We start from the raw sequence: 24,670 nt of genomic DNA, 5'->3' as shown, positions 1-24,670 counted from the left end.
TCGCTAAAAAGACGATTCTGTATCATTGGCTAGATATTGAAAATTACCCGGAACATTTCTTCCCATTTTTTCATACTCCACCTTTAGACCTTGATAGAGATCAGCTTGTTTAATCGACCCATTCTTTGCAACGGTAGCAGCAGTCAATACGGCATTTCTAACTTGTCCGCCCGCAAACTGACAGTGACTCGCCAGACTCGAACTCAAAGATTCATCAAAATTTGATTCGCCCAAGTGACAATTCCATAGTGCTAACCTTTCGGCGAATCCAGGGACAGGAAATTCAACCATTAAATCAATCCTGCGGTTAAAAGCTGAATCTATTCTGTCTTTGCTGTTCGAAGTGAGAATAACAACACCTGGATGTGACTCTATTCGTGTGAGCAAGAAGTTAGTAAGCATATTTGCAAAGCGCTCGCCTGTTCCTTTACCCTCAGTTCTGTTACCGAATAGTGCATCAGCCTCATCAAATAACAGCACGACATCTTTCGCAGCAGCTTCCGTTAAAACCTCTGATAAGTTTTTCTCAGACTCTCCAATATATTTGTTCATTACCGATGACAAATCGACTCTAAATAATGGTGCAGCCAATTGGTTGGCGACATAACTTGCGGCAAGCGTTTTACCGGTTCCACTTTCGCCCACAAATAGCGCGTTGACACCTGGGTTGGCTGTCGCTTTCATCGTGCTACCCAAATGAGTAAATATCGACTGTCGCTTTTTTGCTCTCAACAGTAAATGCTCGATCGATAATTTTACTGAATCAGGGAAAACCATATCATCTTTATTAATCAAACGCTCAACAGGCTCTGCTAACAGTCTTAGCTTTTCAGCGCCTTGATAGCGGCGAGAACGGAGAACGTCATTTAAAGAGAGCTTTCGGTTTTCTTTTTCTGAAAATTGGTTTGCCTGAGCAGCTATAGTCGCTATCGACTTCCCGCTCAATATCGCTGTATCCGCCAACTCTTGCGTTAATTTATGATCCTTAATCGAATTAGACCAAAACTGCTGTCTTTCTTCTCTGCATGGAAGTTGTAAGTCTACTTCAAGAATATTTTTACTCTCTATCGTGCCCTCTTTTCCGAGTAGCACGACCAAGTTACTTTCATAATAATCAATTCCTATCGACTCACCTGGTGCTATTTGGGGGGCAATAACAGGCAACAAATCTAAATATTGACATAAGCGTGACAAACTTTTGTCTTGATTCCATTGTTCCAACGACACACAAACTGCAGTTAAATTCAGATGACGGGCCAACGAATAAGCAAACTCTGCTTTTCCAATACCTGGTTCACCTCGAGTCACAACAGAGTAAAATTTTTCAGGGTTTGTTTGTTCAATAAGACTAGCAATTATTCTAGATTCACTCTCATTGTAGCGTGACTGTTGATTTAAAAATTGGCTCGACAATAATGTACACAAAGCAGGAGAAATCTGAGTAAACTTTAAACTTAACCAAAAATCAGGATTAACTTTAAGGCGCCTGAAAGGCATTGGTTCTTCACCTTCAATTGATAAAATCGCATCTTTGATCAAAGGGTGAGCTTTAAACATTAAAATTGATGAACCGATAGACGCGTCGTCGAACAAGTAATCCAGTATTGCAGCAATCGTATGAAGAGCCGGCCGCTCACCTTTTTGTGGAAACTGAAGTTCATTGAAACATAAACCAAGCGTCATAGAGTCTTCAAGCTCACCAATTAACGTCAGCATAAAAACATCTCTTGGCGTTAACTGATAGTTCTTTATGAGTTTTTCAATTGGCGTTAAACTTCGTTTCTTGGGAATCTCTTTGAGTTGACACTCGAATAAACCTTTTAGTTCAATCCATTCGGGAATACTTGCATCCTGATAAGCTTCTTTCAGTTCTTGCTCTAAAATACCTTTTGATTTGTAGTTTTGACTTCCTGAAAATTTCATAAAAGCCAGCAGGCCAACCTTGACTGGTTGAAGCAGTGATTCATAAAATTTATCAGCTACATCGCCCATACTTATTCCTTATTGATAATGAAAACTGACCAATTTTCCCAGCCACGGTAGCCAACCGGGATTTACGTCGGCGCCAACTAGTCTTAAGTCAAGATTGATAACATCCATGGAAAAATAGCAATCAAGGTGTGCAGCCGAGGCTTTTACCCTACCAGAAACTTGAAAGAAATCGCGTCTCATCAATGAGCTTAAGCGCTTATCCTTAAGCAGAGTTTGATAAACCGCCATTGTTAAAGGTTTTCGAGGAAGCTCATCGATAGACTCGTCCTTCGATAGCATAATAAGTTCTTCGAAATAGTTAGTCATAGCAGTATCAAACTCGACTTCAAGCACTCTTCCTAGGTCAAAAACTAAAAACCAAGGATTTAGGTCATTTTCTTCAGCTTGGATTAGCGCTAAACATTCTGGTAACCTTAGTAAGTTAAGTAAATAAAAGATACCTACCGCTTGAGATTCAAAATCATGGTCAAACAATAAACATGGCCTTTCTTCTGTGTTTATCAGGAAGCTGCTGTATTCATCATTTTTTGCTTCACTAATACTCTCCTGAGAATTATTTGCTTCTTTCTCTTTTGAAGCGCTTCTGAATACTACTTCTTTCTCAGCCTCCTTACTATTTAACCAGTATTCTTTTACCGGTTGTTCTATTGGTAATTTGCTCGCTTCTTTAAAAGTTGAAGTGCCATCAGTTTTTAAAACGGTCCCATCTTCTATTACTTGTTTTTGCAAACCAGATTGCTTTTCACTGTCTACTGATGCGAACTTTTGTTCAGAAGTTAAACTTGCACTATTTGGCGCTGTCGCTTCTTTATTAGGACACTCACTTTCATTGTGAGTATTTTCTTCACATATTAGTTTCTTAAAACCGATTGTCATAGATAAAATAGACTGCGGTTCTCTATTTAGATTTACGCTCCGTAGAAATACCGACAACACAAAATGAAGACGAACATCATGCACATCAAATTTATTAACAAATTCAATAACAAGTGTTTTCATTACTCTGTTGCGCTCTACTAGCTTTAAAAACTCTTGAGCAAACAAAAAATCGCTTGCTTTACTAGCGATATCATTCTTACTTGCACCATTTCGTCTTAATAACGGAAATAGTTTGTTTAATTGGTTTAGAATCTGTTTGCACTCTATTTCTGACAAAGTATCTACAATGTTTAAAAGTTTCCCCTTTTCAATAAGTCTATTGAATACCTCTGGTAAGCATCCGACATTCTCGTGTAGAGCTCTAGTTAATGCAGCATTCTTAGTTTCTCTTAGTAAATAATGCCATTTTTTCCAGTACCAACAATAACCGAATTTACCTGTATAAATATCACCAATCAGTTCCGCAAGAAGCTTGGAAAAGTCATCAAAAACAACGACTTCTCGACTGCTTTTGTCATCAGAACTACTGTTAGCCCCATAAATAAGTTGTTTTAATTTTTCACTGGCAGCTAATCTAAGTTGCTTTTCTGGTGATTTAACCGAAACGCTTTTTACAAAAATCCAACGCCCCTGAGTATTAAAATCCCAACTTGAAAGCTCGAGTTGATTTACACAATGTGCCACCTGCTTTTTGTTTGCTCGAACAAACAGCTGGTCAATTATGATGTCATCACCTCGGTACATATTTTTAAACCTTGAAGATTAAATCAGTAACTGTCGGGTCGATTGACTCGCAACTACTCGATAGCTTGTATCAATTCGCGCGTCTTTAATCGAAACTTTAGAGATTTGTGCCAATGTTCCACTATCATCATCATCCTCAACATTTAATAACGCCACGACTCTTTGAGAAGGATCCATTAACTGTAAAATGGTTCCTCGTTTCACTGGCTTATTAAGTTTCAGTCTCAAAGGTTCCCCCATGCCTAACAGTCTTGGTGGAACTTGCACTTGCCCTTCCAATATTTCACTGGGGTCACCTAACGCAGATTGAATGAGGGTCGCGCGAATCATATTACGCATCGCCGCCTTGCCATTCGCGGAAGCTTTTGAATCCATTTGTTTAAACCACCACTCAACAAGTTCGGCTACGGTTCGCGTCGCATTAAAGTCATCCTTCTCTGCCCGTTCTAATCCAGGCCAAAAAGCAGGATTACGCACCCGAATCCGATCATCTTCAGCAAGCTGAGCCCATTGCAAGCGAATAGATGGCGGGAGTTCATTGAGCTTTGCTAAAAGGCAGTCAATCGCCTGCTCTAGTCTTCTGATAAGCTTTTGTGATTCGTTTTGCAACTTCCCGCGAGTACCAGTCACTAAGTCTTCCAACGACATGACGAGAGCAGCCTCTTTGGCGCGCTGCTTGGCTGATTTAACTCTCAGCGGAAAACTAATCCTGGTCATTTGCTCCAATATTGATTGCGATTGGACTCTCACAGAAAACAATGACGCTTTAATCGGTCGATTAAAACGAGGAGACAACTGGCTAGTGACTCGTTTACGCGCATGCTTATCGGCTAACCGTGTTTGACGGATTTGATAAATATATTTTAATCGCGTAGGTTTTGGAATAAGTGGTTCTAACTCATTGAGGTTAGCCCAATCCTTCATCGGTACTTCTAAAACAGTGTCAAAGAAATCTTCCAATTCTTCGGGTAACTCTGGATCGGCATCCCAATCACAGCCAGGGACGATATCGTCAGATTGGCCGTATCGCAAAGCCAGTGGATCAGCCAGAGGCTTGCTGAGCGACGTTTGCCTTTCCCTGACGAAATACACGCCTTTTACACTGTGGTTAAGAATACGACTACGCTCTTGGGTTAAATGATAAACATCTAACCAGTCTTCATCGGTTAACCGTTGTGTTACCCCATAATCACCTAAAAATTCGATACGTCGTTTATCAATCCCCTCTAATTCTTGGGTCGCTTTATGAATAAGAGAAGCGAGCTTTTCAATTTCAGCTTCTTTGTTGATTCTAGCTCTGAGTTTACCCTCGAGTAGTGCTTCGATACGATTGTAACGACCTTCCATATAGGCAATCTGATGAGTCAAAATTTTACTAATCGCAAATAGTTCTTCGTAAATAATTACTGCTGCCTGCTCTAACTCTTCTTGAGTTCTTGCCGGTGCGGGTAACTCAAGCTCACCTAAAGCTTTGATCGTACCGTATGCTTCTAATGTACTTTGCAATGAATTCGCTTCGGTTTTGTCAAACAATTCGACGAGTGTCGTAATCAGCTCTCTCATTCCTCGGTGAGCTTTTTTATACTCTTGTATTTCCGGACGAACATGCTCAAGGGTACCAAACCTAAACTCTTTGGCTTCAAAAGCTGGTTTAGTTAATGCTTGCCGAGGGGCTTCGGCAATTTTATCCAAACGAGAATTGTTAAGATTGAATTGCAGTGTAGACAAAATAGTTGGCGTTTTTCTGAGAGTCGATGCGAAAAGCAAGTTAGAGTTGCTATTGGCATACTTTAGGGTGTTGCTTGATAAAAGCTGACTCGTGCTTTTAGATAAGGTAGTCTTGCTCGAACTTGTCGATTGAATGGCATTTTGAATGACAGAACTACTGGCAGCAGTTTTGCTCGCATAGTTAATATAGGACGGAGTTATCGCTTGAATAAACGGTGTGTAAGTCTGGTTGACGGTGCCCGAACCTTCTCCGCCAGTTCCGTCGCCACCAGTTCCATCACCACCGGTTTCACCTCCGCCGCCTTCTCCACCGCCTTCACTTGCATCTGCGTCGATTTTTTTAAGCTGCGTAAAGGGTAACCACCTTGCAACCTGCAACCCCGAACCATCCCCCGCAACGCCGCCAGCTAATGCAGCCATTGATACGGTTTGGTTATCGAGTTGTTGGCGTTGCAACAATAAATAATCACGAGTCTTCTCTAAACGAGTTCTAGTGGCTCTGATCTGATTATCGAGTGACTCCAATTCATGTTGAGCAATAGTATATTTAATCACCAGACCGTCTTCATCGGGCTCAGTAATCGGCGGAGGCATGACATTCATGTTGCTTCCAGAACCAGTCACTACCCCCCATTGTTGATAAAAACTCGGAAAACTAGGACGCCCTTCACTATAGGGATAAAAATATTCGTTCGATTCAGTCAACCCAACTTCAGTTTCCGATTCTTCAATAATTTGCTCGAAGAAATCTTGGGGTAATTGAGGACGACTGACTTTTTTAGGTAAATCGAGTACTTTAAGATCCTCAGGCTCTAAAACATCATCATCGACCACGAAATACAGTTGATTGTATTTCGTTATCCATTCGCTCCATACGAGATAAGCTCTTTTGAAATACTTATACATATCACTTTCAAGCTGCTTATCGGTTTGCGGGTAGTCGAGAAGATCATCTTTGTAATCTTTTTCGTCGACAGCCAACAGCAGTCTAATCCGGTCATTGGCGGGTACTCTTAAATCAATTACGCGCCTAGGTAAGTGACGTTCTACCATTTCAACGGCGGTATCCTCAGGAATAGCGACCATATCAACCCCGAGATGTCCGGGCAGCCAGCCAATGGATGGATTTAGAGAGTCGATATCGCTTATAATTTCTTTTGGTAATTCTCCGGCTGCCGGTAAAAAATCAAGTTGTAAATTGTCTTCAAGATAAGTGATGAGTGACATAGCGTCAGGGCGACTGTCGGCGCCAAGCAATGCTCTTCGAAATGCATGGTTAACTTGCTGCAACAGAACATGATAGCCACTGTCCGCTATCGAGCGATAGTTACCTGATGGCTGTGAAAACCAACTGACAACAAATGGCTGATCCTCTGCGTTATCACTGGTGTTTTCTGACACAGCGAGCAAGCCTAGCGGTACTTCATTTTTCATTGAGTTTAGGAACGTAGCGTCAACATTGTTGGCAGCGACCCAATTTTCGATTTGCGATTGACTCGTTGAATTAACGATTGATGGTTCAATTCCGAGTTTTTGTAATCCCAGTGTGCCTACGACAACTCGAGTTGCATCTCTTGTTGGATCAAATTCGGTACGTTGACAAGGCAATATTGTCGGATCTGCATCAACATATGCTTCCGTTCGGCGCAACGTTAAATAAAAAACACCATTGGCTTTTGCAGCATTGGTTTCGGACAAATATTCCTCGAGCAATGTTTGCCAGGTTACTCGTAATGGATAATAAAGGCCCAACATTAAGCCATTACCTGCAACGGCAATGCCTGGGCTGACGGTAACACCCTCTTCTAAATTATTGGATGAGCTTCGAATTTCTAGTCCAGATACAATTCCGGCGAACTTATTTTTTAGCAAAGGTTCTATACGACGATCGGCATAGGCCTGAGAGCGGTCAAACTCTTCCTCACCCATTTGCCTTCCAGCAAATAAATTTAAACGCTCCAGTTTACGATCGCTTGCAATATGTTCGGTTAATATAATGTGATTCATATTATTTCCTTCATGCAATAAATCCCTACTACGACTGCTTTATACTTCGAAAGATCTAATTGCTAAAAATGATAATCAAATTTTTATTCTTCAAAATCAGACCAAGCAGAAACCAGCTCAGGCTCCAATCCAAAACTAGCCCCTATCTCAACAATTACTTCTCTTGTTGATTGATCATTTTGTTGGCCTTCAGTTAATTGCTCATAAAAATCATTGGTTTGTTCATTTCGCGCAACGGCTAGAATTGTTCGCCAAATCAATGGGTCATACTGCCTTTCGACTCTCAATAAAATTTGCATCGCATGTTGAATGACTTGTGACTGTTCAGAGAATTCATTGAGCAAATCGTCAACAGCAGGGTCGCTTTCCTCTGACGCTCCACCACGAATACGAGTTAATAATTCAAAATTGACTCGATTTAAGAATACCGAATCTTCCGTTTGTAAAAAGCCTTGATCCGCAGGACTCGCAACGGGTTCCTCAGGTATCGTACTGGGCAAAGAGAAACCTTGGGCTAATACAATTCCGCTCACCCTGGTTTCGGCGGTTCTTTGCGGCCTGCGTACAAAGATTAAATCATCCTCTTCAACAATATCCCAGATCGCCTGCCAAGCACTTTCATCGGTGTTTAACTCGTGCACTGGACGTCTCGGATAAAGTCTCAAACGTAACAAATCAAGATGCGGTAACTTTCGATTATCAACATTGAGTGGCCGTTCTAGTCTTTGCGCCAGATGTCCATAATCTTGATTATTCAAAGGCGCTAGTACGACAATATCCTGCGGTTCATCTAAAGCTAAATCGAGTGGTGGCAGCACCATAGATTCTTGCAAAATCAGATTAAGTTCCGACTTACGTACCGGCGAAATCGAAACCGTATAATTTTCTGGAAAGTAACTTTGACGCCCGGTTACTGGGTCAAGTGCAGATTTAGGTAGGCTGCCCACCGGAGGAAGTAATCGAAAATATTCACTCGCTGGAAAATCCGTTGATAAAGAGCCGCTTTGTCGATAGGCAATTACGTCGTCAAATAGATTCTGGTATTGTTCGTAAAGATCCATTTGTGCATCACCTGGTTGAGCCGATGCACGTAACGGTTGCCTTAATAAAGTTGAGTCCAACCATTGAATTCTGTCATTTGCGATTGCAATAACGCCAAGCGCTACTGAATCATCAGGGATGATTCCAGTCAACCCAGAGTCGCCGAAAAATCGAGCGGCTAGATTAGCTCTTATTTGTAAACTATTTTGACGCGCAAACGGAATGGGCAGCCGACTAATAGACAACTGAACCCCCTCTGTCACTAAGTCATAATTAAAGCCTCGAGTTTCACCCAAATCAGTTGGAAATACTTCCGCTATGTCAGTCGCTTGTTCAGAGTACTCAACAACAATCGCATATAATCCGCGCTTCAATCGCCTCGCACCACCATGATTGAGTCCAGTAAGACTAGCTCTATCGCCCAAGTCTAAACTCAGTGACTTAGTTAACTCTAAAACTCTACCGGCTTCAGAAATCGCCACACCGGGAGAAACTTGAATTGTTCCATCTAGCGAGTCAAACGCTGTTTCGAGTCCATTTAATACACCGTAACCGAGCGCTTTGCCGACCTCTCTTAAGCGGTTATCTAAATAAAGTTGATCGCGATTGAGATCTTTCTCGGTCAATAATCGATTGTCAAAATAATGTGAACGAGTTAATCGAGGGTCAACATCGGCAACTCTCTGTAAGCCTTTGCGAGAAGCGATTTGCTTACCTGCGGGTTGAAACCCAAATCGTTCGGTAATGTTCGAAGACATAGTTTTCTCCTCTCCTGGCTATTCGCCGCTAGTCCGTGATAAGTAGTCGAGTTGACTTGAGGTAGTGATAAAGGGCCTGACTAAGTTGTTAACATAAATATCGTTCGGATTAACTACGGCCTCTCCTTCTTGGGCATCTAAAATAATATTTAAGTCACTAATTTCAATAGCAAATCTCGCTAGTAAAATAAAACCACTATCGGCTATTTGATCGATTTGTATCGGCGGGTTTACCGCATTATTCTGTAACGCGAATAACATTCTCGAGTGCAATTGTAATAATCGGAACGCTTCTTCATTAGCACCTTCAACTGCAGTTAAGTAGTTCTCTTCGGTAAGGTTGAGACCGTCGGGCGTTTCATCATCAATTGGATCGTGTGATGACCAAGGCTTGTACCTTGTTTCATTTTCTGGGGGAATTTCAGGCACTATAGTTAAAAATACGCTATCTGCTTTTCGACTCGACTGCACAGCATCTGTACTCAAATTAAGCTTACGACCGACTATCGGTTGTTTGGCGACATCACAATCTTGATATCTAACGACGACTTTAAGCCATAGCCGATTTTCGACTTCATCATAGCCTTCACGGAGATCAGTCTCCGACTGTGCACGCAGCCACTCACCGAGGTCAATGCAGTAGTCCTCGTTGATTAAAACTTCCCTACCTAACGCATCAATACCAACACCTGGGCTAACAATAAGCCGAGTTAAAATCGGATCGGACTCACTGGATGATTCTGGTGAGACGGTTACCACCATCCCGAGTAAAGTGCCATACCCTTGTATCCAATAATTGAGTCGATTGACTCGACGTCGGTGATAAGCTTGCTCATCTTTAGTTGCATCAATTCCCAACATCATACCTGCATGATAGGCAACGCGTTTTAAATGAACGGCCAAATCAACATCCTGTTCTAGTGTGTTAATTTCTTCAGCTGATTCACTCATGTTTGATCCTCATTATTATCCTCATGTTAATTAACACGGGCGTTAATATCCTGCGGAGAAAATGCCGCAGGGTTTGTAAGTAATCCTTCTTTACCTAAATAGATATCATTTAAAATAACAGGGCGACCTTTCACTTCATTTTCTAAGTAAGTATCAATACCCAATAGCGGTGCTAGGCCAAGTACAAAAGGTGTATCAGTTTCGATAATCTTCCATTCAAGATGTGCTGGCACCTGTGTTGTTAATACTTCTTTGACAACCTGTACCTGAGCTTGCGCATCACCATGGACAAGAATTGAAAGCCGGTGCGCGTATTTATCAAAAAATTTATCAACAGTTTTCTGGTCAGAATCATCGCCTAATTCTTCTGCAAACAAAGCCATAAACTCTCTTGAATGTTCATCTGATAAAAACAAACTGTCACCAACAATGCTGTTGCCGCTTTCACCTGTTCCGAGTGTTAAAGGATGTTGTTTATCATCCATATCAAGACCTAAAATCGTTGACATCGTCCTTCGTAATAAATAATTTTCAACAACGACGATTTGCCCTTTTGAAACACCACCGCTAGTCGCAATATCAAGTGCTTGATTTAACCCACATAATGTTCCACGAAACTTCTGAATACTCCCTGCATTTTCTATCCAGCTTCTTTGCCTATCTTCAGGCCAATGAGATTGAATTCGTTGACCAAAAAGCTCTGCTAACCAGTAAAGATTATTCAACGGTGTGTTTTGCGGATTAATTATTGTTTCTGCCGCAACAATTTGGTTTTCAATGGGCGTAAGCACGCCTTCAAAAGCCGCTAAAAGTCTCTCACGAACATCGGCTCCGTTCGCATTTAAATGATCGAGCGATTTGTCGACACTATTCTCTTGATGAAAGTGTTGTGGTAGATAAGCCTCTTGATATGAGTGCCGAGGATAATAAACTTTCAGGGCATGGATTTCTGGCGTAGACTTGCCATTACTCTCAAGCTTTAATCGGATTTGCAAGTATCGTCCCGTAATCCGTCTTACCGGTCCTGAATCTCTTTGCAATAAAACTTCAAATAAACCACTCGAGTTTGGCTTAGCGGATACAAGACCTTGACCAAATGCCTGTTCAGAGCGGTGGTTACACCAAATCCAATCAGGTTGTTCGATGTATCTGCTCGTCGTCTTTTCTTCGGGGCTATTGTAGGCTTTAACGTACAGAGTAACTTTACAACCACTTGGAATACAACCTTCTAGATAAACACGATGCCATACTGTATCAGGTTGTGACGAGTCTAGCTGTTCGCTCAAACTCGCCATCGCTGCGGTTATATATTTAGGTCTTGGCAAAGCGAGTACTTGACGAGGATAAACTTGATAACCGGCCAACGCCTGTTCAGAATCAATCGAGACCTCAGCCTGATATCGATTAATGCCATCAGCGGAACGAACAAATCGCGCCGAAAATTGCGATAACATTGGGTAACGCTCTCTCAGCACGACACCGCTATTTTCACCGTTGGCTTCACTAATTAAAGCGACGATTAAACAATCACGCTGACGATATTCAGTATCTGTCGGATCTCTTGGAACTAAACCGGCGATTTTAGAATGGGTTAAAAATGCAAAATCAGTCATTAAGCCATATTCTGACTGAATTAAATAACGCTCAAAATCTTCACTGGGTTGATTAAAATTCTCCAGTAAAATGGATTGTGTATCATCACCATGGCGAACTAATATCCCGAGCTGTTGATCATCGATATTTAGCGCAAGCGGTATGTCAGTTCCGTCTAATGGTTTCTGATAGATCAAACGCAAGGGGTTTGGGTTTATTTCAACCGGCTCAAACCTAGTAGCCTGAGGCTGGTAAGCATGAGGAATTGGTTCACCCTCACAGCAAAATAAGTTCGCTTCACTCACCGCCCAAACTCTGTTCTCCTGATCAATTGCGACACGAATCGGTTTTTCGACTAGCGCAACCGCAGCCTGCCATCGTTTCGCTAATTGGAAAACTAGTAAGCCATGCTGATCACTATCATTCGAATAGCCTGCGACAAGGCGACCATCTCCACCCACGGCGATATCGGTAAAATTTCCGTAAGGCGCGTCGACTAAACGAAGATTTCCATCCATCAAAGGTTGAAACCCCCGACCAGAATTATATTCGATGTAGCTTCCATCGGAAGAGAGTCGCGCTTGTTGATAAAACTCATCAATGGCTAATGGTGTCGAATTTTCCCAAGCGAGCACGGCGTCTATGGCGCTAATTCTCGAAATTTTAATATCTTGATTTTGAGCAAGCACCAATGCTTTTCGCTCGGCGTCCCAAACCATACGTGAAGAACGGTTTGAAAATTCTTCCGCTTCGCGAATCAAAAAATAAGATTGCTGATTGGCGTCCACTAACAAACCTCCGGAATAACCGGTGCCGGAATCAAACGACTGGAATCAGTCTCAGGCTCAATACCTGAAGGAAATGCCGGTTCACCATCGCCAATACCAACGCTTACACCAAGTAATTCGGGCAATTGATAAAGCTGCAAAATAATCTCTCCATCTTCAGGCAGGCGAGTCCAACTGTCCTCTGAATTGATAAATAAACTAAAACCATTAACTGCCCTAACGCCATCGACGCGAGAAACAACAGTCATCAGCTCATTAGCAGCAACCGTAACCCCCATTCCCCAGCCTTGGCTGTTGACTCCGCCTGGTGAAACAGGCCACAAATATTGTACAAGTGCGTTTTGTACCGCCTGTTTAATTTCTTGTTCTCTCGAACTCTCCAAGACATCAATCATGACCCCCGTGGCCATTGGCACAAATTCAGGACTGAGCACATACAACTCAGTACCAACCAAGGTTCTTTGACTTAAATATTCATAGATATTTATAAGGAGCCCTCGAGTTGCTTTAGGAGTTTGCCTCAAGGCTGGATACTTAGGCGGTAAAACAAAAACAGACACGGCACCCGGAACGTTTTGTCTGGCGGCTTGGATTGTCGCTCCCGGTACAAACCCCTCTATCACTTCGGCGAGTGCCACCGGGGTTACTGGGTTGCTCATACAGAGTAATTGGAAGTCTTCTTTAGTAACCGCGCGATTTCGATGAGTGAGGTATTCAGGTATCCGCTTTTCCGCTTGTTCGACTGACTCTGCATCGATGCCACCTTTACATGGCCACTCATGTCTTACCGTTAATTGACTACCATTAGAAATTTCTTTGATTGAGTCTATCGGTAGATTAGTTTCTACCCCACCACCATATAAATAGGTGCCAATTCGAATGCGTTTACCTTTCGCAGGTCTTTTACCGCCTTCAAGGCCATCACCGAAATACACCACACCTTGATTTGCATCTAGCCGATAGACCTTTGCTTCACCGCCTAAGCCGACTAAAACGTCAACTTGCTGCCAAGTTACCCAAGCGTTATCCTCTTCTACTTGAAGCACGAGTGACTCTTTATCGATTCGCTGATCAGGCAAATTAACAACTTGGTCAGGATTACCGGAACCCACTCCAATGACCACATTATTTTTTTGTCCGCATCCTTTGACCTCCAACCCGTTAATGCCAAGATAGCCGAGCGAGAGATCCGGTTCATCTGGGCAACTTAATCGAATCCAAAGTGCAACTAAGCCTTCGCCAATATTCGCAGGGAGTTCAGGCGGCGCATTGCCGAGTCCTGCGAACATAGGATCGGTTGCGGCTAAATCATCGAACAAGTCTGCATTGTCGGGAAGTCTCAGACGCACAACACCAATTTGACGGCCTCCGCGTGAACTATCGTAAACGACGTCTAGAGGCAGGTTGAGTAAGTTCCCTTCTTCATCTTGCGATAACAACTCCCAAACCAGTTCACGGTCAGACATTGAATCGATTTCTTCCGCTAATAAGTCGTCCGCCGGCGCAATAGCGATATTAATTAGTTCTCCTGCTAAATTTTCTCTGACGGTATCTCTCGCGACACGCAATGTTTTGGGAACAGTAAGCGCTAAATAAAACCGGCTATCGATCGAATTTGTGAGCGCAAGTGTTTCGTTTCCTAACTCAAACGACTTGGGTTCAAAAGCAAGTGGCTTATCGGAGTTCTTTAAGCCGTATTGATCGCGTAAAGCCTGCTGAGTCACTCCCATCTCAGTCAGTGTCTCATCAGCCACTTTGGTTTTTATCGAAACATTTAATACCAGCGGCGTTGGTTGTAACTCACCAATTCCTGTGAATTGTATGTTTTTCGCTTTTAACTGAGCGCCGTCAGGAATAAAAGAAGGTAATGAAGCGCGTCGTGCTCCGGAGTCGATACAAACTACACCTCTCGATGCGACGGCATTTCGTAGCGGAATTTGTAATAAGTTTAAGACAACTCGACGCTGTCTTTCTGGAATGAGATTAGCTCTAAATAAAATGGACTCTGTTAAATAAGCAAATAAATCGACAAAAGCATGTGCCGGGTCACCCGGTGCTATCTGAGTAAGCTCAGGTACATGGGTCATTAGTCTTGCTTTGGCGTCTTCGACTAAATCTTTGAATCGCCTATCATCCAAATTTGGAATCGGTAATGGCATAGTCGTTAGATCCCTTTTCGTTACAATCGTTTAATTAGAATTAAGCCGTTAAAGCGTTTTATACTTGATTGAGCGCCAGGCTTAAGTTCAGTTGGTTAATCGCACCAGTAAATCTCATTTGGTAGCGAATCAAAATTTGTACCACGGTCAAACTTCCTTGGACCGGTAACACCTCAACACTTTCAACATTGACTCGAGTTTCCCAATGTTGAATCGATTTCTTGACGACATTGGCCATCAAGTTACGAGTCGTCTGGTTATTCGGTTGATGAATAAAGTCCATTAAGCCGGCACCAAAATCCGAGCGCATAAGTCGTTCTCCTGGCCGCGTTAATAAAATATTCCGTATCACTTGTTGAACACTCTCTTCATCATTCGCATATGACCAACGACCATCGTCGTCAATTCCTTCAAGAGGCCAGCTAATAACTGTCGGTTGTGTTGTATTAGTCAATTGTTAACTCTCTCTGCAAACTCTATAAATTATCATCAACCTTATTTAAACTTGGGAAATGGCAAACATATTTTCACCCAAGGCAACCAGAAGAAAATAATATTTAACAGCGATATCATGATCATTAAAATAATCATCGCAACTAAGGTAATGACTGGTAGACTGAATGAGCATATCCACTGTATACCAATCCCACTGGGTTCATCGGCGGGTAATACGTCTTCACTTGCGCCTTTCTTCAAATTCAGTGCGTTAAGCAAATTAAAAGTATCCGGAGGCGTAATCATACTAGCCCCCTTTGCCATACCATTTTTTAAATCCGATAATGAAGGCATTTGAATCATAGAAGGCCGAGTTGCTTTTGCATCAAATGGCGCGGCAACGCGAAAAAACTGAGTTTTTGTTGTGCTATCAGCCCAATAAATCCGCTCTTTATCATGGTCATCGAGTGCACGGACAAACGGAACAATTTGATAAACATCTTCTTTCGTTTGGCCGAACTTGGGAATTGGTACTTCTTGTGCTAAAGCTTCCGCATTCGCAATAACACGTTGCTCTAGCAGCGTACGAAATTCTCTCGCTTCGCTCGCTGTAATATAGAGCGAAAAGTTGAGTAATCCCTTATTATCTTTTGCAGGCAATTTTTCAAATTCAAAATCAGTTGAAAGCTCTCCAAATGCCTCAATCAATTTTTCCTGTCTGGACATCCAGGCGACAATACCATTATCGTCGGATTGAAAATGACTCTCCATCCAACCAAACAAACTATACTTTTTAGTGTTCTCGTAATTACCTTTGGTGTAATCGTTAAATGAGCTCTTCATCAAGTCATCGTGAGAATAAAAGTAGATACTTTTGGCTAACTCAGTGAGCGCCTCATTTTCATCAATATCGCTCTCACCAAGGTGATAACGGTTAATTAATAAACGTAATAATTCAAAGAACTCTTTCGATGCCTGACCTTGCTCGACCGGTTGAGTAAAGCGACTTTTCCACTGTTTGCTTCCGCTATCTTTTAAACCATAAGGCCAACTGAGATGTTGCGCGGCTGCAGCTTTAAACTCGTTCATCGAATCAGATTCAAACGATGAAACACCACTTTCTCTTCTTGGTACAAAGCTACCACCTAAGGGAATATATCCATACAAGACGGTTCGACGTTTACCCGACTTATCAAAAGCTTTTTTAGGATGCATTGGATGTGTTTTCTCACCGGTATAGGTAGCAACATCTTCTCTAGGGTGAAGCGTACCGTCACGACACATTCTACGGTGGACATCAGGATCACGAAATCCGGTGGCAGTTTCCTCCCAGCCAATCGCTTCATCTTCATCAATCATCCAGCTAAACTCTCTGCCATTTGACAGCCTACGAATCACAAAACCCGCAGAGGTGATTTTTTCTTCATCTAGCGCTGGTAAGCCGAGTCTTTGACAGGCAACTTCACAACTTACTAAATAAAATGTTTTGTGCATAGGCAAACGTAGTACGACATTATCATCATGTTTACTAAATCGGTCCTTCTCCTGCCATACCGATAGATCAGCCGAATCTAACCTATTTTTATTCAGGTCGTTTTCAAACTGTTGAACAAACTCAGGAACCAAATAGCGATGAATTTGCGCACCAGCTTGATCACCATAGTGTGGCGTTCTGATTGTCACTGCATGAAAATGTTCTATTGCATTCACAAAACTATCCTTACTAATTATCTACCAGATATTTCCCGCACCAGGCGTATAAGTTGTTCCTACCACTGAAGTCGCGATAATAGTATCTGTTTGTATCACACCGCTAAATTTGGATATGCTAGCATTTACGTTTACTGAAGCCGCATTCATTTCAATAGTACTCGCATCAACAACCACCTTTGTCCCACTAATCTTTACATCGCTTGAAGTCAACTTTATATTCTGGCCGCCTCGCTTTATATCGATTTCTCCCCCTTCACCTTCAGTAATTTTTATGGAGTATCCAGAGCTCGTCTTGACTTCAATTTTGGGACCATCTTGATCATCAAATTCTAAAACGGTGCCTGAGGGAGTTTGAATCAAGTAGTGGTCTTCCTGCGGGTCAGCTTCACTCGGCGCTGAATTAGCGCCTGCCCAAATTGAGCCTAATACGCAGGCTTGTTCTGGTGAAACAAATGCAATTACGACCGTCTCTTCAATTTTTGGTAGGCAACTAAATCCATACCCCTCGCCGGCAGAAGGAACAACAACACTCGCCCAAATTTCCATCTCAGTTGCGAGCAACCTAACTTTTATTTTGTTTCTCGCATCAGGATCCGCATTATCAACGACCTGTGCTAAATGCACGCTCTGCAAACTACCGAGAGTATGTCGATTCATCGTCGTCATGATTAGCCTACTCCATCTGGGCGATTAATTTTTAAATGCGTTTCAAAACCGGATTGATTACTAAAACAATGAGTACAATGAACAACTTGATACTTACCTTGAAATCTTGCTGAGACACCTGATAAGTTTATCTCTTTGCCACTTTTTAAACTGGGTTCACCCATACACTGGACATCGCCGCTAATAAATCGCTTCGCCTGGCGAGTGAAATGACTTTTTGCGAGGCTCTCTGCTTCTGATTGCGTTCTAGGAAATGGTTGCGGAACAATATTCTCGCCAGGCCAACTTAACTCATCAGCTAAGTCTTTGGCTGTTTTTCCATCGGCAGGTAGATCTAACTCACTTGCATCGTGACTCACAACTTCATTGTTATCTGGATTAAACCCTTTAACCGTTATCTGGCTTGGTTGGTGATTGAGGTCGGCAATTAAGCGAACTTTAAGTGCACTGTCGGATGTACTTAATTCTACCGGTTCGCTGTCAGGCTCTTCTGCTTTGACTCGAAGATTGTTTTCTTCTATCCGGACAGCAACGCCAAAACTATTTAGAATTCGCATTAAAAAAGCGAGGTTACTCTCGTTGAGTTGGTGGTAGTTTGCAACGGCTGTTGAAACATTGACATCCGCAGTTAATCCCAACTCACTTGCTATTTCATTAACAATATCATCCGGTGACATTTCTTCGAAGACCCGATTCTCTCGTTGTCTCGCTAAGATATGAATTTTATCTTGCACTAATAAAATTATTTGTGGACCGCCCTCACCATAACGCTCTTCAACGGCAGTAATTTCTCCTGAAAATATTGGCGTTTGGTTATCTTCTCCCATTAAAATCTCAATCGATTTACCGAGGCCTGCTTCTTGAAAGCCAAAACCTAATTCACCATTTTCACTATTGTTAATCCAATTAGTTGCTGTTATTTCGCCATGCGACGTTCCGCTCAACGGCAGATTGATTACGAAGGCTTTCAAAGCAGTTTGCAAGTCTGCATTTTCTTCCCCGTCGATCTTTATCGTTGGACGAATATTTTGGATTGACTCTATAGTCATCAATTATTACCCCTAGTCAAACTCCAATCGTTCACGTCTTTCTTCAATAATGTTTAAAGTTTTTAAAAACTCGTACTCGGGCTGAGACACAGACGTTCTCTCTTCTTTTGGCTGCGACTGCACTTCCGGCACAACCGCTTGGGGAACTTCGGCATTCACTTCATTAATAAATACTGGCATTTTGGTTTCCCTCTTTTAGAATTAGTCAAAACCCACACTGGTCACTTTCACCGATACTTGCGAAGACGTCTTTGCACTCGTCGAACTAGAAAAAGTTGGCTCAGATGCTCTCAGAACGGCTCCGCCTGACACTAGACTTCCAGCACTTAAGCCACCGCCCTTTTTAAAATCTGCAGAAAAAGCACCAGGAATACTGGTTCCTAACGACGAAGAAGCGCCAAATTTGAAAGCTGGCGGGGTCACATTAACGGTCGTACTCAAACCACCGGCAACTCCAGCGCTGAGTGAACTTGATAAACCGCCTCCAGCAGAAACCCCTCCGCTGATCCCACCACTTATGCCTCCACCGATGCTTCCGCTCACTCCGAGGCCAGCACCGACGCCTCCGCTTAAACCCGCGCCTCCGCTAATACCTGCGCCAGCACTCAGACCTACGCCGCCGCTCAATCCAACTCCACCGCTAACTCCGATTCCGCCGCTAACTCCGATTCCACCACTGATACCGGCGCTTAGGCCGAGTCCTCCGCCAGCGCTAAACCCAGCACCAAGACCCGCACTAAAACCGCCAGCAATTCCAGCACCAACTGAAGCTGACACACCAGCTTTCAGACTGGCTGAAGCGGATGCGCTCGGAACAGATAAACTTTTCCCTACAGACTTTGGTGATTCAACGCCATTGAACATCGCGGTATCTCTCCAGTCTTCATCTTTTCGGCCACCTTCTTGGTTTGCTTCCGCAACACTTTCCGAAGGACTACTAAGCGTCGGAGTATCCCGTTCCGCTGCTTGCGCATCTTCGTTACGAAACTGAAATCTATTCTCGGTAATTTTTAGCGCAACTGTTGCGCGTAAGGGAATTCCTTCTGGAGAAAAAAAATCGAGCGTTTCGTCTAAGCTTTCCATTACCCCGACGAAAGCAAAAGCGCCCCAAGCAAATAGGCACTTTTGTGGTTCAACGCTTTCATCACCGACGTCGGATGAATACATAAAATTTTCAGCAATCTTTTTAACTAGTAATCGTACGTCGGTGTCCTTAAGATCTTGCGACTGAGATGCGTTCTCTGGATCTGGAACAAGATAGGAGTCTGAGGTATCAAAGATTAATTCAACAGTTAGTGTGGAAGAACTTTTCTCAATATATTGTGTCGCTCTTGTTGCGTTTTCCTGCTCTGGATCTTTTATTGAATTAGCTAATGCCACTTTTAAGCTAGTTGGATTAAATTGGACTTCAACTGCAGTTTGTCCTTGAGTGAGATCCTCAACTGGACGATCGAGCGGTTCCGATACAGTATAAAGTTTTGCGATTACTGGTGCCGTCACGTGTTACCCTCCAGGTCTCTCTAAAGTCAAGCTTTCGAGTACTAAGGTCACTTCCTCAATAGCAACCTGATTAGCGGTCGACGATAAGTCTGGACCTTTAAATCGTGTTGGTAAGACTCCTGACATATTCCATGTCATTACTGGTTGCGCTTCACCATCGTCATTAACTTCACTGCCTAAGATATTAATATTACCTTGCAATCTGTATCCGTAATTCGAACCTCGAGTAGTCGCATCAAACCACTTCCATAAATCATCAAGTTCTGTGACGCCTCTTTTTAAAACGATTGGTGAAAAACGCGTTTGACCAACCCTCTGAACTTCACCCCAATTTTGTCCACCAACTTGGATTGCTCGAGGTTCCATAGTGATTTCTAAGCCCGAAACTTCGCTGAATAACCCGCGACATAACAGTTGCTCTTGATTTTCTTCATACAAATTCACTTCAAAACGAAACGGAATAAACTCAGCCATTAGCAACCTCCGCAACCCAAAGTCCACGCCGGTTTAGTAGTGTCAATTCGATTTTATCGATCGGAAACGCGGGCGCAATTTGTATATCAAAAGCAATCGTTGCTTCTTGACTACTAGCCCGAGTAATTGAGAAAGCGTCCTCTATCGTTTGTCCCCGCAGTGCGCCGAGCTGATAAAGATTTCTGAAATATTTCTCGAGTAGTAGTTGAGGTCTTGGATCACGATAATCGGCCGCAAAAATTAAACTTTCACCCAGCGCCTTAAGGGTTCGCACAAGATAACTCATAAACCGGGTAACTTCGCCCGAGCGAAGTTCATCGAAGCTCTGAATTAACAAGTGGTTATAATCATTTCTGTGTAAAGCTGGCACACAAAGTCTTTCATCATCAAGTGAAATCTGATTACGGAATGATTTTAGTACACCGATCCCCGGTGTATTTCGATATTGAATCGACTGTTGAGTTGATACTTTTGGATACAACTTGCCTTCATAAATTATTTTTTTATTGGCTACCGAACGCCAAGGGCCTCGTGTACTAACCGAACTTGCAATCAAACCAGCCAGACCACCTGCACTCGTTCTTAACGCGACTTGCTCACTTTTAACATAAGGAAAAACAAATTGAATTTGTCTCAACAAGTAGCCATCACTTCGCTGGCGAACAGTATCTAACCGTTCTAGAGTCTCTGCATTGATTGATGGGCTTTGAGAGGTTTCCTCATAATCCAGTGGTACAGATAATAAAAACTGAAGATCTGGACGGTGTTTGTTGCTATAACCAAGCAGCCGTTGAATAACCTCTAAAAAGTCAGCGGTATCAACGTTGTTAGGTATCTCAGAAGACGACCGTCGCTCACCGTCAGGTTCATCACTTCTTTGTGAGCATGGGATGAACTGAGGCGTCGGATTATCGAGACGTTTCTCTGGTATATCCGGTAAATTTGTTGGAATTTGTAGACGCTCTAAATCGGGCATTAAAACCAATCCAACTTGATTTAAAACTAAAGCCACACCTAATCCATAGAGATTATCTACATCGTACAAAGGCGCATCGAACTTTGGCAGAAAGTCATCCACTGAATTGTCTTCTGGGACTTGTATAATCCAAAGTACGTCGCCACCATTGGTAAAATAATCATCAACGATAAATGGCAACCACGCATTATCTCCCGCTAGGTTCGATCGATATTCCGAACTCGAGGTTTTCGCCTCAGGAAATAATAAGTGAAACTCTTCGGCGGACCGAATAGGCACGGGAATGTGAAACAGATCAAGACCATCACTGATTTTTAGTTCCAATCTATTCCCAAAACCCAGCCGCTTAATTTGTTCGACCGCTTCATCCATGTCAGACAACGCAGCGACGTTTGCCGCTCCGGGGCAATGCCCAAGTGCGGCAACCTCAAATAGGTTCGCTGCTTTTTGTACCGGTCTGGGATTAATCTGTATTCGACCGCCTAAGTAATTCATGGGTAACCCTTAGCTGAATAAAGTTATTCTTGAATCACATGCTCTGTCGCTAAAACTAATTCTTCCATTGCAACATCCTGACCACCTTTTGCTGTCAACGTCGGTCCGGTCCACTTAATCGGCATCGCGTTGATAAGCTTCCATGTAACGACCGCCGATTGACTCGTTGGATTCTCATCCGTCAGCTTAACCGTGACGTTACGTTTAGCATTAACATCTCCTGCACGGACTTGTTCCAGCCAAGCATTGATATTGTCTGCACCGATAACGCCTCTCTTTAACGTGACGTCACCCGACTTGGTAATTGCCGGAATCTTGGTGACATAGTTTGTTTTAGCGTTACCATTGCGATATTCAGCGATAGTCACCTCGGCAACTAAACCTGAAACTTCAGAAAAGCCGCCTTGAACGGATCCTTCACTCCCATCACCGATATCGACTAAATAGTTAAATACGCTGTAGGGTGTCTCTCTTAATTCTGCCATTGTCGTCTTCCTCTAAAATTTGAATTATGCATCTGCAGTTTTTTGGCCGATGCGGAAAATGACAAACTCCGCGGGTGCTAATGGTGCTACGCCGATTTCGCATACCAACCGACCATTATCTAAATCGTTCTGAGTCATTGTGCTGCGGTCGCAACGGACAAAATAAGCATGCTTAGGCGTTGGCCCGAGTAATCGTCCATTAAACCATTCGTTATAGAGAAAATCTTCAACTGTGCTGCGCACGTTATCCCAGAGTCGCTCTCCATTCGGTTCGAATACAACCCATTGAGTACTCTTTTCAATTGAACGTTCTAAATAAAGGAAGAATCGGCGAATGTTTAAATATTTCCATTCGGGATCGCTCGACAGTGTTCGTCCCCCCCAAACGCGGTGTCCACGCCCAGGAAAAGAACGTAAACAGTTAATACCCTCTGGATTAAGTAGCTCTTGTTGGAATCGGTTAATATCTTGTGCGAAGCCTAACGCACCGACAACAGGTTCATTAGCAGGCGCTTTGTGAACCCCGCGCTGTACATCGGTATTCGCATAAACACCGGCAATAAACCCTGCGGGAGGAACATTGATAGTAGTGCGTTGACCAGTTGGATCTGCGATGGTTACCCATGGATAATAGAGTGCTAGTCGAGAATCATCGAAATTCGACCGAAAATCTCGAACTTCTGAAAGTGACATGCCTTCGCGCGAGTCAACAATTCCAACTCGATAGCGCATTTGACGACAATGACTTTGCATTTCTGCAACGATTGCTTGGTGATTTGTGGCATCTGCGGAAGCAGCGGGAGCCATCACGATAGCAATGTCTTCAATATCGGCAAGTGCGGCAAACCCTGTGCTACCATTTACTTCATCTACTTCGCCACCGTAATCAACTGCTACTGGCGCATCACCGTCGTCACCACCAGCAAGGGTAATCAAATAGCGTGGTCCTTCTACGCTCCCCGGCGCCGGAGAAAGTGCATCACTGTCAAACATATCGTAAAGTGCAGCGATTATTTCATCGCCAGTCGCCGCTGCGTCTAAACTTGCACTAACGGGACTGGCAAGCGCATCAGCTTTCTTAGCAGGTGAACTCGCTAAAACACTCGGTAAACTATTGGTCGCATCGGGTGCTGAAGAAATATTCGCGTAACTGTAAATAACTTCGCCGTTTGCACCGCCAGTTCGCACATCGAGATCAAAATTTCTCTGCACCATCATTCCTGCAGCACTTGATGGTTCTGCTGCAAGCGCGGCTAATGGGAAGGTTAAGTCACTTAACACGCCAGCATTTAACCCGCCGCCATCCAGGGTAAACTCATCTCCATCGCCGTTAATGGTCCCACGTAAGGTAGTGATAGTTCCCCAATGATCGCCACCAGTAAAAGTCGACAGATCGGTTTCACCAGACAAAGTCAAAACACTTGATGTTCCATCAGATAGCGCACCACTGGTTGGATTTTTGGCATATACGCGCGTGAATGTGACGCTTGTATCGACACTATTCACTAAGCCTGCGGCGACTAAAATACCTTCATCTCCTTCGGTAGCACCATCGGGTCTTAAATCTGTACCTGTCATCACAGTGGCATCGTCCGCTGTAATTTCACAACGGTTATCAACGATGACATAGTTAGCCCCTTCTCTTCTCACTAGTGCTCGGATAGACATCGGAAATCGACCGATAGGAACGCGCGCCGAAATTCCCGTTGCTCTCACATCGGTTGTCAATCCAGACGCTTCTAAAAATACAACTTCGCCCTCGTCTGGCGCAGATGTGGTCTCTAGTTTTAATAAGTTCTCACTATCTCGCCAGCTTAATTCTAAGGTTAAATTTCCTTGTGAACCTGGGAATCGACTTGAAAAAGTTACATCATTATTGGTATCGGTTTGGCTTGCGAAAGAAGCGGTGCTACCAGCACCATCAGCGTCAGTTGAGTTAACACCGGCGACTACGCGAGAAACATAGAGTTTAGTCCCCCCACCCTGAAAAAATGCACGCGCAGCAATCGCTGTATGATTGAGCTGGTCACTTCCACCAAGGCTCAGATCGTCAGCACTCCCATACACTCGAACATAGTCTGCAAAACTGGTTAGTAATTCTGGACGTCCTCGCAACGGACCTGTTCGAGTGGGACCGACAATACTTGCAATACTTGTACCGACTCCCTGAATTGATTTTGAGCGAAAGCTCACTTCTTCGACAAACACACCTGGTGCTAGATATTCAGGCATTTCAT

17 protein-coding genes are annotated in these 24,670 nt (G+C 43.2%); all 17 read right to left on the bottom strand.

Features of this window, described 5'->3' with window-relative positions:
• Window positions 1–3 precede the first annotated feature (3 nt).
• The 17 genes from FLL45_RS20375 to FLL45_RS20300 all read right to left on the bottom strand — a co-directional run bounded on the left by FLL45_RS20375 (window position 4) and on the right by FLL45_RS20300 (window position 24,665).
• Window positions 4–1,992, bottom strand: coding sequence for an ATP-binding protein (locus FLL45_RS20375; protein WP_142943909.1), 1,989 nt, complete (start codon window positions 1,990–1,992; stop codon window positions 4–6).
• A gap of 9 nt (window positions 1,993–2,001) precedes the next feature.
• Window positions 2,002–3,615: a hypothetical protein gene (locus tag FLL45_RS20370; protein ID WP_142943908.1), complete on the bottom strand. Its 1,614-nt coding sequence runs from the start codon at window positions 3,613–3,615 to the stop codon at window positions 2,002–2,004.
• Between the two features lie 18 nt (window positions 3,616–3,633).
• Entirely contained in the window at window positions 3,634–7,350 is a 3,717-nt protein-coding gene (locus FLL45_RS20365; protein WP_142943907.1) for a hypothetical protein, read from the bottom strand.
• 83 nt (window positions 7,351–7,433) lie between these two features.
• Window positions 7,434–9,149 (bottom strand): hypothetical protein, encoded by a 1,716-nt coding sequence (locus tag FLL45_RS20360; protein ID WP_142943906.1) that lies wholly within the window; start codon window positions 9,147–9,149, stop codon window positions 7,434–7,436.
• Window positions 9,150–9,167: 18 nt separating this feature from the next.
• Window positions 9,168–10,100, bottom strand: a complete 933-nt coding sequence (locus FLL45_RS20355) for a hypothetical protein (protein ID WP_142943905.1) — start codon at window positions 10,098–10,100, stop codon at window positions 9,168–9,170.
• A gap of 26 nt (window positions 10,101–10,126) precedes the next feature.
• The gene (locus FLL45_RS20350) at window positions 10,127–12,481 is read right to left on the bottom strand and encodes a phage tail protein (RefSeq protein ID WP_210247253.1); all 2,355 of its coding nucleotides are present in this window, start codon (window positions 12,479–12,481) and stop codon (window positions 10,127–10,129) included.
• Entirely contained in the window at window positions 12,481–14,640 is a 2,160-nt protein-coding gene (locus FLL45_RS20345) for a baseplate J/gp47 family protein (RefSeq protein ID WP_142943904.1), read from the bottom strand. The genes FLL45_RS20350 and FLL45_RS20345 overlap by 1 nt, the downstream gene beginning before the upstream one ends.
• Window positions 14,641–14,698: 58 nt before the next feature.
• Window positions 14,699–15,094, bottom strand: coding sequence for a GPW/gp25 family protein (locus FLL45_RS20340; RefSeq protein WP_142943903.1), 396 nt, complete (start codon window positions 15,092–15,094; stop codon window positions 14,699–14,701).
• Between the two features lie 41 nt (window positions 15,095–15,135).
• On the bottom strand, window positions 15,136–16,785 hold the full coding sequence (locus FLL45_RS20335; RefSeq protein ID WP_142943902.1) for a hypothetical protein: 1,650 nt from the start codon (window positions 16,783–16,785) through the stop codon (window positions 15,136–15,138).
• Between the two features lie 21 nt (window positions 16,786–16,806).
• Window positions 16,807–17,454 (bottom strand): phage baseplate assembly protein V, encoded by a 648-nt coding sequence (locus FLL45_RS20330; RefSeq protein WP_210247252.1) that lies wholly within the window; start codon window positions 17,452–17,454, stop codon window positions 16,807–16,809.
• A 2-nt stretch (window positions 17,455–17,456) separates the two neighbouring features.
• Complete coding sequence (locus FLL45_RS20325; protein ID WP_142943901.1) at window positions 17,457–18,503, bottom strand: phage late control D family protein; 1,047 nt, start codon at window positions 18,501–18,503, stop codon at window positions 17,457–17,459.
• A 12-nt stretch (window positions 18,504–18,515) separates the two neighbouring features.
• Window positions 18,516–18,683 carry a hypothetical protein gene (locus FLL45_RS22845; protein ID WP_185964566.1) on the bottom strand — a complete coding sequence of 56 codons (168 nt, stop codon included), beginning with the start codon at window positions 18,681–18,683 and terminating at the stop codon, window positions 18,516–18,518.
• A 21-nt stretch (window positions 18,684–18,704) separates the two neighbouring features.
• A complete protein-coding gene (locus tag FLL45_RS20320; protein WP_142943900.1) occupies window positions 18,705–20,003 on the bottom strand; it encodes a CIS tube protein in 1,299 nt (432 codons plus the stop codon).
• Window positions 20,004–20,006: 3 nt separating this feature from the next.
• Complete coding sequence (locus FLL45_RS20315) at window positions 20,007–20,477, bottom strand: phage tail protein (protein WP_142943899.1); 471 nt, start codon at window positions 20,475–20,477, stop codon at window positions 20,007–20,009.
• Window positions 20,470–21,948: a hypothetical protein gene (locus FLL45_RS20310; protein ID WP_142943898.1), complete on the bottom strand. Its 1,479-nt coding sequence runs from the start codon at window positions 21,946–21,948 to the stop codon at window positions 20,470–20,472. The genes FLL45_RS20315 and FLL45_RS20310 overlap by 8 nt, the downstream gene beginning before the upstream one ends.
• Before the next feature lie 23 nt (window positions 21,949–21,971).
• On the bottom strand, window positions 21,972–22,433 hold the full coding sequence (locus FLL45_RS20305; protein WP_142943897.1) for a phage tail protein: 462 nt from the start codon (window positions 22,431–22,433) through the stop codon (window positions 21,972–21,974).
• A 24-nt stretch (window positions 22,434–22,457) separates the two neighbouring features.
• Complete coding sequence (locus FLL45_RS20300; protein ID WP_142943896.1) at window positions 22,458–24,665, bottom strand: phage tail sheath subtilisin-like domain-containing protein; 2,208 nt, start codon at window positions 24,663–24,665, stop codon at window positions 22,458–22,460.
• Window positions 24,666–24,670 lie beyond the last annotated feature (5 nt).

The organism is Aliikangiella marina, assembly GCF_007004765.1.
Classification (GTDB): Bacteria; Pseudomonadota; Gammaproteobacteria; order Enterobacterales; family Kangiellaceae; genus Aliikangiella; species Aliikangiella marina.
The sequence above is the reverse complement of the archived record's forward strand: the minus strand, read 5'-3'. Positions and strand labels throughout refer to the sequence as shown.